This is a genomic window from Jiulongibacter sp. NS-SX5 (assembly GCF_052828545.1).
This window is the reverse complement of the sequence record NZ_CM128248.1, coordinates 2596508-2610367: the sequence shown is the minus strand read 5'-3', so window position 1 is coordinate 2610367 and position 13860 is coordinate 2596508. Positions and strand designations below refer to the sequence as shown.

The window sequence follows — 13860 nt, the reverse complement described above, 5'->3', positions numbered from 1 at the left end:
AATGAGTGATGATTATAGTCATAAAAAAAAGAGCCCGATAGTTCAGGCTCTTTTTAATTTTCACAAAATTTAGTTCTACAATAAACCGTAATTATCTATTCAATAATTCGTCAAAAGTTATTGATGCATAATACATTGAGCCGATAGAAGCACTACCAAAGGCTTGAATATATGGTTTGCCACCAATGTTTGTTCCACCAATTTTCAAAATTGACTTCATTGAAGGTATTTTGAAACTCACCTGAGCATCCAGATTTTTAATAGCTGGTACCATAGTATTTGAGAATAATGGTGCCGAGGTGGTTGTTGGGATCACGAAACTCGACTGCCACAGATACTCGTCTGAGTAGCGGTAGTTGATGTTAAATCCAAACTTATCTCCACTACCAATTCTCTTTCCGAAACTCACATTATATCTGTAACGTGGTGTATTAAAACCAGAGTACTGCTGCTCAGGAGTTGGGGTAAAGTTTACCAGTTCGTTATTCGAAACATTGAAACCTACATTGAAACCGTTTTTGATACTGTAATTAGCACCTACGGCCCATCCTGTTACCTTAATCTCCTCAGAAGAGTTGGCTGGTCTAGAATATCCGTTGAAGTTTCCAACACCGATCCCGGACTCAACAGGTAAGCCAGGAGCCGCTGGTGCAGTAGGAACAATAATGGCGGTCCCTCCCATGAAATTAGTGTAGACACTTTGGTAATAGTAGGCGTCAATGTAAAGCTTCTTAGCAATCAACCCTTTATAGCCGATTTCCCAAGACTTGATTCTTTCCGGAGAAAGACCCGGGTATTGGTATTTTGATAGAGCTGCTAAAGCAAATAAAGGAACCACCTGCTGGGTAGTGGCTGTAATTTGAGATACTACTGTAGCTTCTACGTTTTGAGCAATCAAACTTTCGATTTGACTTTCTACATTAGACTGAATCAACTGCTGTGTAGCAGGAGCACTTAGAGCTTGAGCTACTCCAGCTTCTATTGAAGCAGCTGCTTGATCTTCAGGAATATCACCGTTAGCTACAGCAGCATTTACCTGTGCAGTCACTTGCTGAGTAATGGTGGCTGTTACGGCTTGAGTTACTCCGGCTAGTATAGCGTCTGATTGAGCCATTACGGCTTGAGAAACTTGCTCCGTAATCTGATCTATGGCAGCATTAACGGCGGCTGTAGCATAAGCCTGAGATTGTTGAACAATCGAAGGGTTAGCAGCAATTGTAGCTGCGATGTTAGCTTGCGATAAGTTTTGTCTCAAAATACCACTGCCCAAATTATAACGGTCATTAAATTCAGGAAGACCTCCGATAAGGGTACCGTTTGGCGTAGTCAGGTCAATATACTGGTTTTGAGTTGTTGGTATTCTGAAACCAGTCTGATATGACAGGCGAACGTTTTGAGTGCCAAACGTACCTACAGCCGATATTCTAGGCGTAAACTGTCCATCGAAGTTCTGGTTTTTGTCATATCTGATGGAACCTGTCAATTTCAAGTGTTCATTGAACAAACTTTTACCGGCCTGCATAAATGCACCGTATTCATTGATTGGAATTACTCCATCACGACCATCCTTGGTATCAGCAAAGAGCGTACCCTCAGATTGAAGACGGTAATGTCTGATATTGGCACCCACAAGAAGATCTACAAAATCGATTTCGTTTTTGAAGTTATAGAAACCTTCAGCATGATACATATCTGTTTTATCCAGGAAACGACCGCCTCCGTCTGCAATACCCAAATCTCTGTACTTGTCCAGAAGGCTTTCAAAACCAGCAGTACCGGGTTGTGGCATTCCCTGATCTGCAAAACCTCTTGCGGCTACATGAGCCTCAGCTTCGCCTAATCCGCCAGCTCTTGCTTGTGCAAAAGCCCCAACGTATTCTCCAAACCATGTCTGGTGAGATTTCCAGTCGTCAAGCATAGAAACTGCCGCTAAACCAGCAAGGTAAGACTGCCCTGAGTTTTCCTGAGTAGTGTAACCTCTAACTGTAAAGTTATCACCTCTTAGCTCTAGCTTGGTTTGAGAAAGGTTGAAGTTTCTTAAAGAGTAACGACCCGTACCTGTGTAAACCGAGGTACCATAGCCGTAGTTAAACTGGCCTACTGCTTCTATATTTTCATTGATACGATAGTGAAGAGCAATATTGGTTTTGAAACTTTTGGTATCATAGTCCACCAAGTCTCTTTCATAAAAACCTGTACGGCTAACGATCTGATCAGGAATCAAGGCATCTGAACCCTGAGGTAGAAGCCCGGCACTAATTAGGGCGTCTGCTACTCCGGTCATATTGGTTTGTACCTCGTCACCGTAGATGTTCATGCCATCATAATCAGGGTTAACGCCTGCTCCACGCATACCATTCTGAACACCTCCTACATTGAGGTTGGTATAATCAGAGGCCTGCCAGTCATCAGCTGAGATATAAGATAGATTGATTTTGAAGGCAAATTTGTCATTGAATGCTTTGGCGTAACGCATTGAAACATCATAAAAAGGTGTGGTAACCACATCTCTGTTGCTTGCAGACATTACACCCGCTTTTACGTTGGCACTCAACCCTTGATATAAGAATGGGCTCTTAGAGTTCATTAATATCAAACCGTTCAGGGCGTTAGGGCCGTATAGGGCAGATGCTGCCCCTGGAAGAACTTCTACGCTTTCTACATCCAGCTCAGGCATACCCACGATATTATCGATCGGGAAGTTTAGCCCTGGTGCGGAGTTATCCATTCCGTCGATCATCTGGACGGTTCTTGGATTACCCGTAGCACCAAAACCACGCATGTTTACTGATTTGAAAAGTAGACCCTGGGTAGTCATTCCTACTCCTTTCAGATTGGCCAGGCCATCATAAAAAGAAGAGGTTGGGTTTTGCTGAATCTGGCGGAGGTCCATTTTCTCTACCGCCACCGGTGATTTCATTACACTTTCTTCAACACGCGAAGCCGCTACTACAACCTCCTGACCTTGCACGGCCTGCTCCTCCAGAGCAATGGTGAGGTCAGAATTATCAGAAGTGATTTGTATTTCCTGAGTTTGATAGCCAATTGAAGAAATAATGAGGTCAAAAGGCAAAGGAGTAGAAGTATTCAGCTCAAACTGGCCATTGATATCTGTAATGGTACCAATGATTTTATTTTTTACCTGAACACTAATTCCTACAAGGGGTTCTTTGGTTTCTGCGTCTGAAATGGTTCCCGATATGCGGGTTTGAGCATAGCCATAGGTTAGGGTGCATATCATTAAAAGCATGAGATACACCAACTTTTTTGATAGACGTTTGTTCATAAAGATGATGAATAGTTTAGGTTAAGTAATTTATAAGGTAGGCTATATCGTTGTAGCAAAAGAAATATTATTATTATACAATTCAAACAAAAAATAATTCTAAAATTGAACAAACAGCTATTCTTTCTCGTAATCTTCGTTTTTACACTATCTGGAGAGGTTTTGGCTCAAAAAATTTTCAGAATATCTGAGAGATTTTCTGACACAAAACACCCGCCAGCCCCTGACTACTCGAACATTAGCCATTGGGCGGCATTGCCTATTATGAAAGATATGGCTGATAGCACACCAATAAATTCAGGACTTTCAGAAACCCAGAATACGGCGAAAGCGGATGTGTTTTTTCTGCACCCTACCATTTTCACTGCTGAGCCTGCAAATGACTTTATTTGGAATGCAGATGTGAACGATAGCGAGATGAATATCAAGGTAGACAATAGCACTATCCTGAATCAGGCTACAGCCTTTAATGGAGCATGTAAAGTGTATGCCCCCAGATACAGGCAGGCACATTATACTGCCTTTACTACCGATGATGAAAATAGTGCTGATAGTGCTTTGGATTTGGCTTATCTGGATATTAAAGCAGCTTTTGAGTATTACCTCAAAAACTTTAATGAAGGAAGACCAATAGTTATTGCTTCGCATTCACAAGGAACAGTACATGCAGGAAGGCTGCTCAAAGAGTTCTTTGATGGAAAAGAACTTCAAAACCAACTAGTAGAGGCTTATCTGATAGGAATAGCTACTCCCGGCGATTATTTTGAGACTATTCAGCCGAGCGACTCCCCTGAGCATACTGGAGGCTTTGTGACCTGGAACACCTTTGTCAAAGGCTTCTATCCTAATTATTATAATGATGGATTAAACAAAGCCATTTGTACTAATCCACTGAGCTGGCGAGTTAATGAAGAGTACGTACCCCGAACCGAAAACCTTGGAGGAGTAGGGCTGAAGTACAAATTTTACAAACAACCTGTAGATGCACAGGTGCATGACGGTATGCTCTGGATAAGCAAACCTCATGTGCCAGGTAGAATTTTCATTCGATCTAAAATCTGGCACAGAGCCGATATCAATTTATATTGGATGAACATTCGAGAAAATGTAGCTTTGCGGGTGTCCACTTTTTTAACTCAAAACAAAGCTCATGAACAATAACTACGTAGTCATAATGGCTGGCGGAATAGGCACCCGATTCTGGCCTTTTAGTAGAAAAAATTTCCCGAAACAGTTTCACGATGTGCTGGGTACAGGCCGTACACTCATTCAGCAAACTGCTGACCGTTTTGAGGGCGTTTGTCCAAAGGAAAACATCTATGTAGTTACAGGTCACGAGTACAAAGAGTTAACACAAACACAGCTCCCGTATCTTTCGGATGATCAGATTCTCTGTGAGCCTGGTAGAAGAAATACTGCTCCGTGTATAGGATATGCTTGTTATAAAATTCAAAAGCAAAACCCGGATGCCAATATTGTGGTGGCTCCCGCAGACCATATCATTTTAAAAGAGGAAGAATTTAAGAAGAGAATCAATATTGCCATTGATTATGCCTCTAGAAATGATGCACTGGTAACATTGGGTATTGAGCCATCTCACCCGAATACCGGCTACGGTTATATTCAGTTTGAGGATGAAGGATCTGAGGTCAAAAAAGTGAAAACTTTTACCGAGAAGCCAAACCTGGAGCTGGCTAAGATGTTTTTAGCAAGTGGAGACTACACCTGGAACGCTGGTATTTTCGTTTGGTCGGCGGCTAGTATTACCATGGCGTTTTCGCGTTTTATGCCTGAAGAAGCAGACGCGTTTAACTCAGTTCAGAAGCATTTCTATACTGAAAGTGAAAAAGATGAACTAGACTCTGCTTACATGAGATGCCGTTCTATTTCCATAGATAATGGTCTGATGGAAAAGGCAGATAATGTATATGTGGTGAAGTCTGATATCGGCTGGTCTGACCTCGGTACCTGGAGGTCTGTCTATGAAAATTCAGAATTAAATGAAGACTCCAATGCCATTGACGGCAACGTAATGACTTATAACTCTACCAACTGCGTTGTGAAGACACCTAAAGACAAGTTGGTGGTATTGAATGGACTTGACGGTTTTATTGTCACTGAATTCAATAATGTGCTCATGATCTGTAAAATGGAGGATGAGCAGAAGGTGAAACAATTTGTCAATGACGCCGAAGAAAAAGGTGGCGAATTCGTCTAGTTCTTCAACTGATATTCATAAATATGCCTGCCCAATTCTCCGAGAAAAGGCAGGCCTTTTTCGTTATACTCATACGTATCATCATTCAGTGTTTCATTCTCATTGACATAAATGACGGCTGAAAGCAAAAACCGAATGTTGTTTTTGGTGTCCTCTATCAAAGCATTGTCAATTAGAAAACCATAGGCCGCACCAATTTTATTGTAGATTTTGATGTGGTCTGGAATTCTGCCTTGTCGATCACCAAACATGAGAAACTTGCCATAATTGTCAGGGAAGTTTACTTCCTCATAACCATATTCTCTGGGCATGGCACTCATGACTTTTTTGATAAATGTGAGGTCCTCCTTTTTGATTTCAAAAGCTGCTTTCTCATTTTCAAAACCAAAAAGAGAGGCTAAAACCATTTGTTGATCCAAAAGATCAAAGTTATTCTTGGTAGAAAAGTCCATCGGTGTTTCAATTTTTTTGCCTTTGGCAAAGTAGGCCTTACCTATTGGTGTAAATGGGCGTTTCTTGAGATTCTTGGCTATTTTTTCTTCCTGGTTGTACTTTTCTCCAAGCCTAACAGAAGGAGTCTTTCTGTTTTGTTCTTGGCTCAATGAAATAGATAATCGATGAGTGAACTGAGAATTGGTATATCCTTTAGCGTTCATTTTTTGATTAAACTCTTCCTGACCTAACAGATCGTAGAGTCGATTGAAGGCATCGTTGTCAGACACCAAGAAGATTTTTTGAATGTAAGATTTTACACTTTCCTCACCATTGACGCCACCATAGTTATCGTACAAATTTTGGCTGAAGAACGGCTCACTCAGCGGGATATTGAGGTGATTTAGTTTTTCTGCAGCCAATAGTGCTGCCGGCAGCTTGACTGTGCTCGCCGGGTAGAAGTAAAAATCAGGATCATAATTGAAAAATTTGCTTGGCTCCAGATTACCATTTTGATCAATGGACGTAAATATGATCTGAATGCGGTATTTTTGACTTTCTTTCAGAAAAGGCTTCAATTCTTTATTCTTGAAAAGAAGTCTTTTAAAGTCCTTGTTAGTTTGCTGTGCAAATAGTCCAAACGAACAACATACAAGTAAAAGAAACAGATGAAAATATTTCAAAGTAATAGTCTTAGTATACTTAAAAATAGGTGGCAACTTCTGCTTTTGCCAATGATTCTCGGGATTTCATGCACCAGTAACGTGGAGAAGATTGATACTTCTGCGGTGAAAGCCAAAATGGGTGATTATAAAATTCAGAAGGTTACTGAAGCTCAAATTATGGGGGCTCTGAACAAAGCAGGTAGCAAGGTTTATCAATCACTTACGAAAGACTGTGATGCTAATGCCCTGGAGCTACCGAACTATGTTAACCTGAGGAGAATAGAGCAAGGGGAGAGTTCTTCTATTGAAAAAGAAGAAGGTATTTTTCAGGCTCTGGATTATAGCTTGGGAAATGGAGAACTGATAGATCCTACACCTCAAAAACTCAATGACACGCTTTATGCCTATTATTTTACGGTGAACTGTGACTCTGTGAAGGCCTATAAAGTACAAGTATCCAAAAGAGAATTGATCAGATCTATGGCAGATTAGCCGCTGAAGTACTGATGATTAATACTGCAGTTCTTGACATTTTCTGAGAAAAGATTGTAGCTTTGCCGCCTAAGATGAAGCAGAGTAAGCACATATTTAAGGTTTTGGGTCTCTTTTTGAGCCTGTTTATGCTGGCCACGGTTAGTGTGAATAGTCTGGTAAAAGAGCAGAATCTAGTGGATATAGCTGCTGCTCAGTCTACGGATGATACTGAAGAGCCTCAAGCAGAACTAAGTGAGCTATCCTTAGATTTTGTTATTCCTTCCTTTGCTTTTGACTTTGGCTCAGACTTTGCCCTTTTGCCATCGGCAGAAGTTTCACTACTGATTTTTGAGAATACTTTTCAGGCTGTTACCAAGCCGGTATTCAGAATCTCATACTTCGAAAAACTTTTTGAGCATCATATCGCTATAAATGCTCCCTGATTTTTTGCATTGATATTCTTCAATGCAAACACTCTACTATTTAATAAAACCAAATCGAATTCAAATTGACCGACGGCCCGGCGGTTAATGATCACAATTATTTATGGTCTTCTTTCCGGGCAGAAGACACCATTTATTATGAGAAACAGAGGTGGAATATTGGCACTCGTCGTAATCTTACTTTCGGTAAGTGCCTACTATCTGGTGAGAACATTTAAAGCCAATAGCATCAGAAAAGATGCAGAGGCCGCGGCTATGACTGCCGATGGAAATGTAGACACCCAAGTAAAACAACGTTACCTGGACTCTTTATGGAAAGAGCCTGTATTTTTAGGCATGACCACTCTAGAAGACCTTACGAAGCAGGAGCTTGGTTTGGGTCTTGACCTACAAGGTGGTATGCACGTAATTCTTGAAGTATCACCTAATGATATCATCAAGTCGCTGGCAAGTGGTTCTCGTGACCCGCGTGTAACGCAAGCCATAACGGCTGCTGCGGAGAGAGCTGTAACCAGCTCAGATCACTTTGTAGATCTATTCTCTGAGGAGTTTAAAAAACTAGCTCCAAATACTAAGCTGGCAAGAATTTTCTCAAATTCTTCTAACAGAGGAGAACTTAGCCTTAACTCTTCAGACACAGAAGTTGCCAATTACCTTAAAGGTGAAGTAGATGGTGCTTTTGACAGAGCCTTCAATATTATCCAGACTCGTGTCGATAAATTTGGGGTAGCTAACCCTAACCTTCAGAAGTTACCAGGTACCAACCGTATTCAGGTGGAGCTTCCGGGTATTGATAATCCACAGCGTGTGCGTAAGCTTCTTTCAGGGGCTGCAAAACTGGAATTTGTGGAAGTTTATGAGCCGAACGAAATCGGACCATCATTAGATGCTTTCTCTTCTTACCTTAATCAGCAAGATCTGGAAGCAAGACTAGATAAAGTAGAAGATCTTGCTGATGCTAAAGAAGCTTCTGCAGATACTACTTCAGGAGCAGATGATCTGGCTGCACAGTTGGCTGGTACAGATTCTGCGGCAGATACTGCTGATTCATTATTGAGTAATTCTAACTCAATGAGTAATTTATTCATTAACACCGGGAATGGTCTTGCTGTAAGAGTAAAAGATACTGTGCGTGTAAATGAGCTATTGAACAGATCTGCTGTGAAACAACTTTTCCCTGCTGACCTGAGCTTTGTTTATGATGTGAAGCCATTCACAAATACCACGAATAACGAGGAATTGGTAAGTCTTTATTTCGTGAAAGACCTTGGCAATGCTCCTTTAGAAGGTGATGTGATTACCAATGCTCGTCAGGATTATGATCCTACGTCTGGTCGTCCGGATGTAAGCATGCAAATGAACGCTACGGGTTCTAGAAAGTGGAGGGATTTGACAGCTGCTAATGTAGGTCAAAGAGTGGCGATTGTGCTTGATGGATTTGTTTACTCAGCACCAAACGTAAACCAGGAGATTACAGGTGGTAACTCAAGCATCTCTGGTAACTTCACTTTGGAAGAAGCTAGTGACCTTGCCAACGTACTAAAGGCAGGTAAGCTTCCTGCTCCTACCAATATCATCGAAGAAGCGGTAGTGGGTGCCTCTGTAGGTAGCAGTGCTGTTAAAGCCGGTGTGATATCATCACTTGTTGGTTTGCTTTCGGTACTAATTTTCGTTTTGATTTATTATAACAAGGCTGGTTGGATTGCCAACGTTGCTTTGATAGTTAACCTTGTTTTACTTCTTGGTGTGATGGCCTCTTTTGGTGCTACATTGACACTACCGGGTATTGCGGGTATGGTACTTTCAGTAGGTATGTCTGTAGATGCCAACGTACTGATTTATGAGCGTGTGAAAGAAGAGCTGAATGAAGGTAAACCTTTCGGAACTGCAGTAAGAAACGGTTTCAAATTTGCGATGCCGTCTATTATTGACTCAAACGTGACGACTTTAATCACGGGTATTATCCTATTCATCTTCGGTACTGGTCTTGTCCTTGGTTTCGCTACCACTCTACTGATTGGTATTTTTACCTCCCTGTTCTGTGCGATCTTCATCTCAAGGTTGATTTTTGAGCACTATATCAAGAAGGGTAAGACTATTTCGTTCTTCACCAATTGGTCTGAAAGATTATTCAAAGACACGAATATCAACTTCGTAGATAATCGTAAGAAATTCTACATGGTTTCTGCTGCCATCATTATTGCTGGTGCTATCTCTATCGGTATCAAAGGCTTTGGTCTTGGTGTTGACTTCAAAGGTGGTCGTACTTACGTGGCTAAGTTTGAGAATACAGTAGCTACAGAGGATGTAAGAAAGGCTATGGAAGATGCCGGTTTTACTGCAGAAGTGAAAACTTTCGGTGGTTTTGATCAGGTGAAAATTACTACAGCGTATCAAATTGAAAACACAGATCCAAATGTAGAGCTTCAGATTCAGGAGCAAATCAACGGTATTGTTGCCAATATTGATGGTAATGCCGGTGAAGTGGTGAGTTCTTCTAAAGTAGGACCTACGATTGCAAATGATACGATCTGGTCTTCATTGAAAGCGATCTTCTACTCATTGATTCTAACCTTCATCTACATCTACATCAGATTCCGTAGTGTTGCCTTTAGTTTTGGTGCTGTAGTGGCGGTATTCCATGATGTACTCGTAATTCTTGGTATCTTCTCTATTTTCAACGGTATACTACCGTTCTCTTTAGATGTTGACCAGGCTTTTGTGGGTGCTGTTCTTACTTTGATGGGTTACTCTATGAACGATACCGTGGTAGTATTTGACCGTGTACGTGAATACCTGAATGATAAGCGTAAGGCCAATGAGAGTATTGCTCAGGTTATCAACAACGCCCTTAACAGCACATTGAGCCGTACGGCAGTTACAGGTATTGCTACATTGCTTGTACTCCTGATCCTTTTGATATTCGGTGGTGAGACTATCCGTGGTTTCATCTTTGCGATGTTCCTTGGGGTAATAGTAGGTACATACTCTTCGCTTTATATTGCGGCTCCTATCGTAGTAGATGCGATGCAAAGACAACTTACAAAAGAGAAAGAAGAAGGCTTAAAAGCGGCGGGTAACGCAGCTAAAGCTTAATTCTCCATTCATATAAAACAAAAAGGCACTTGCTAGTCAGCGAGTGCCTTTTTTTATGGTTTTAGCTTAGTTGTCGAGAGGGAAACTCAGTCCGGCATTCACACCAAAGTTGGTGTTTTTAACATTGATAATATCAGTGCTATAAATATTGGCAAAGCTTCCGCCGAAGTAGAATTCAGAGTTTAACCATACACGCGGGCTAAACTTCCAGTTGAATCCAACCGCACCTTTACCACCAAAGTCTACTGTATTAAAGTTTTCGGTGGTGAAGTTATTATCAGTGGTATTACTACCCGTGGCGTTAAGTAGAAATCCAAGGTATGGCCCTACCATTAATTTCGGTCTGAAATTATTGCCTCGGTCATTCAGATACCAAACCCCATAGACCGGCACCTGTACATAATGCATTTCAATTTTGTCCTCAAAGCCGTCAAATTTCGTCCCCATTTGGCTGTACATAGCCTCTACTTTTAGTCCGGTTCTTTCTCTATTAGAGTAATTCAAAAATGCCCCAAAATTCACCCCGGGTTTGTAAATGTTTAGAGGCATATCTACCAGCGTAGAGCCGTTGATACCGGCCATGGGCCCCCAGGATTTTTCTTGTGCTTGAGATTCATGAGTTGTAAGTAAAATGGCTATAAGTAAGCCGCATCCAGTCAATAACTTTTTCATATTTTGTGTTTGTTTTTTCAAGACGAATAAAAAGTACATACCACTCAATTGCTCATGTAATTCTGTAGATCAGTATACACAAAAACGAAGGAAGAGTGTGGAAAACAGAGCCCAAAGGAAATTTTGTTTTGGATTTTCTCAAGCCATAAAATAAAGTTTCTAACCAAATACAAAACTGAGACAGTATTTCACAAAAGATGTTTCGCTAAGACATTGGTATAGAGTATGTTCGGTATGCAATAGAAACTTTAAGCACATGAAAACGAACATTACAAACACTACACTAATCCTTTTAGCCAAGGTATTTTTCAACAGAAGCAATTTCAATTTTCTAGAAATTCCTCAACCCGAAATAGAAACAATGCCTGTTAGAAAACGCAAGGAAGAACCAGCTATAGAAACAATAGAAGAATTTCAGTTTGAGGGTAAGTTGGCTTTTGGGTAATATTCCCTTGATTTTAATGGAATAGAATGATATAAGGAGAGTTTTGGTACGAAACCAAAAGAATTTAATTGGGACAATCTAAATAGATTTCTCCTTTAAAAATAGGTTGATTTTGAGTTTCAAATCCAGGTAATAGTTCAATTGATTTAATTGAAATATAAGTTAGACGTAGATTGTTGCCTATGATTCGCTGATTACTTTTTATTGAGCCAGATGCTATTTTAGTATCCTGGACTATATCGCCTGTTAAGTTTATTTGAGACTCTTCATTAATTACTTGAATTTCAATATTTGTTGGTTGAGATCTACAGACCGTTTGATTTACAACTTGTCCACCATACTGAATTTCATCAAGTCTTGGACTTGTTGATTGACAATAAGAGTAGTACACTGTACTTATGGAAGGGTTTTCCATTCTTTTATAGCTGGAATATTCAATATCGGTCCAATACGATTGGCTTCCAGATTGGCAAAGGGTTGTAAGTTCTACGCTTTCGCCAGTACATATTAAATCTTTAGTAGATGATAAAATCGGCCCATCTGGTGTGTTGGAGTCATAAGAGACATATTTCTTAGGGCTTTCAATTTCACAATTACCCTGTTTAACAATCAAGCTGTAAGTACCATTTCCAGTAAACTCACCAAAGTAGTCATGACTATATATATTATTGTCTTTTTTCCAATCAAATGAAATACCGAAATCCAGATAATTTTTCTTTAAAGTTGCTAGAGGAGGTGAGGCGTATGAGATAGGGTGAAAATTTCCTTTGAAACTTGGCATTAAAGTATGGTTTATACTATTGATGGGTTCACAATACAGATCAGTAAATGGATTTATCGCCTCGTAAGAGCATAAGTTTTCATTATTATTCAATTTAACGAGCAAATTATCTCTGTAACCACCACTGGTTAGGAGCCATAGACTTAGGTCATTATTAACAAATAAGTTGCTTAATCCAATATTCTTAGACCAATGAATAGACCAATTTGAGTCAATGAATTTAGTATTCTCTCCAAACGACACAATATAATTTTCAGATAAAAGTGGGAATAAGACCTTGTTTAAATTCTCAATGAAGTAATAACTTGTTGTTTCTGTAAACAATTGTTCTCCTGTTGTATCAAATATTCTGTATTTCGTTCCTTCTGTAGGATTTATCCTTTGTTTCGTAATAAAATAGTTATGACTAAACCCTATTTCATCAAACTGAGTGGATATGCTGAAACTACTTAGCGGGTTAACATTTCTATCATATTTAGTAATTACACTTCCTGATAAGAGGTAAAAGTTCGTAGAGTCTGGATGATTTAATAAGGTATCTGAGGAGACGGGAGCAATTAGTAGAGAGCTGGTTGAAAAGTCAAATAATACTAGTTCATTGCTTTTCCACATAATGACGTTCTCTTTGGTTAGATATACGTGTTCAGAAGACAGCCCTTGTCTTAAGAAAGTATGTGTAGAGTTATTAAATCGGTATATACCGGATGTATTAGAAAGTATTAACTCATCATCATTTTTATCGACCTTATTCAGGTTATCGGAGATGATTGTGAAATTCGTTTGATTAATGTTATCATCATAAAATCTTACGACTGTTGAGTTTTCGTCATAGCTTTTTGTAATGAGTACCAATTCATCATTATGAATTAATAACTCTGTTGCTTTCAAGTTCGGAATTTGTGTTTCAGAAATAATATTCAGAGAAGAATCAAACCTTACGATTTTATCATATGGCACCTGAACTGGATAATCTAAAAGAAGAGCCAAACTTCCCTCGTACTCAACAAACTTGAAGCTTTCTATTTGAGAATATACGTTTGATACTGAATAGTCGTACTCCTTTTTTAAGACAACTTGTTTATTACTAACCTTGCTAAAGTAAATTTTAAAACTCGCTGAAAACCAGTTGTACGAAGGATTAAAGGAGGTAATATACTTTCCAGATGTAAAACTATGAAGTTTATTTTGCCAAAAATATCTTCGGCCACCACTTAAAATATAGTTTGTATTTAATGATTCAAATCTGGCAATTGAAGGTGAATTTTGACCGTAGTTCTCCAAGGAATCCACTTCAGCTTGGTTTAATGCTTTATTAAAAATCAAAAGATCATCCATCTGTCCGGTGATT

The 13860-nt window shown here is 39.7% G+C and carries 10 protein-coding genes; 6 read left to right on the top strand and 4 right to left on the bottom strand.

Annotation, left to right across the window (positions count from 1 at the left end; all coding sequences use genetic code 11):
• Positions 1-91: 91 nt before the first annotated feature.
• Positions 92-3286 (bottom strand): carboxypeptidase-like regulatory domain-containing protein, encoded by a 3195-nt coding sequence (locus ACUXV0_RS11525; protein ID WP_446189702.1) that lies wholly within the window; start codon positions 3284-3286, stop codon positions 92-94.
• Positions 3287-3391: 105 nt separating this feature from the next.
• Here ACUXV0_RS11525 and ACUXV0_RS11520 point away from each other — a divergent pair, with 105 nt between their 5' ends.
• Complete coding sequence (locus ACUXV0_RS11520; RefSeq protein ID WP_446189701.1) at positions 3392-4447, top strand: DUF3089 domain-containing protein; 1056 nt, start codon at positions 3392-3394, stop codon at positions 4445-4447.
• Positions 4437-5504 (top strand): mannose-1-phosphate guanylyltransferase, encoded by a 1068-nt coding sequence (locus tag ACUXV0_RS11515; protein WP_446189700.1) that lies wholly within the window; start codon positions 4437-4439, stop codon positions 5502-5504. Before ACUXV0_RS11520 ends, ACUXV0_RS11515 begins: the two co-directional genes overlap by 11 nt.
• On the opposite strand, the gene ACUXV0_RS11510 is transcribed toward ACUXV0_RS11515, so the two are convergent.
• Positions 5501-6619 (bottom strand): serine hydrolase, encoded by a 1119-nt coding sequence (locus tag ACUXV0_RS11510; RefSeq protein ID WP_446189699.1) that lies wholly within the window; start codon positions 6617-6619, stop codon positions 5501-5503. The genes ACUXV0_RS11515 and ACUXV0_RS11510 overlap by 4 nt on opposite strands.
• Here ACUXV0_RS11510 and ACUXV0_RS11505 point away from each other — a divergent pair.
• From ACUXV0_RS11505 to secDF, 3 genes are all read left to right on the top strand, one after another.
• Positions 6605-7093, top strand: a complete 489-nt coding sequence (locus ACUXV0_RS11505; RefSeq protein WP_446189698.1) for a hypothetical protein — start codon at positions 6605-6607, stop codon at positions 7091-7093. The two genes, ACUXV0_RS11510 and ACUXV0_RS11505, sit on opposite strands and share 15 nt — an antisense overlap.
• A gap of 74 nt (positions 7094-7167) precedes the next feature.
• Positions 7168-7518 (top strand): hypothetical protein, encoded by a 351-nt coding sequence (locus tag ACUXV0_RS11500; protein ID WP_446189697.1) that lies wholly within the window; start codon positions 7168-7170, stop codon positions 7516-7518.
• Between the two features lie 87 nt (positions 7519-7605).
• Positions 7606-10614, top strand: coding sequence for a protein translocase subunit SecDF (gene secDF, locus ACUXV0_RS11495; RefSeq protein ID WP_446189696.1), 3009 nt, complete (start codon positions 7606-7608; stop codon positions 10612-10614).
• Between the two features lie 66 nt (positions 10615-10680).
• Here the strand turns inward: secDF and ACUXV0_RS11490 are convergent, their stop codons facing one another.
• A complete protein-coding gene (locus ACUXV0_RS11490; protein ID WP_446189695.1) occupies positions 10681-11286 on the bottom strand; it encodes a porin family protein in 606 nt (201 codons plus the stop codon).
• Positions 11287-11542: 256 nt separating this feature from the next.
• Here ACUXV0_RS11490 and ACUXV0_RS11485 point away from each other — a divergent pair, with 256 nt between their 5' ends.
• Positions 11543-11731, top strand: a complete 189-nt coding sequence (locus ACUXV0_RS11485; RefSeq protein ID WP_446189694.1) for a hypothetical protein — start codon at positions 11543-11545, stop codon at positions 11729-11731.
• 64 nt (positions 11732-11795) lie between these two features.
• Here the strand turns inward: ACUXV0_RS11485 and ACUXV0_RS11480 are convergent, their stop codons facing one another.
• A complete protein-coding gene (locus tag ACUXV0_RS11480) occupies positions 11796-13847 on the bottom strand; it encodes a 3-coathanger stack domain-containing protein (protein ID WP_446189693.1) in 2052 nt (683 codons plus the stop codon).
• Positions 13848-13860 lie beyond the last annotated feature (13 nt).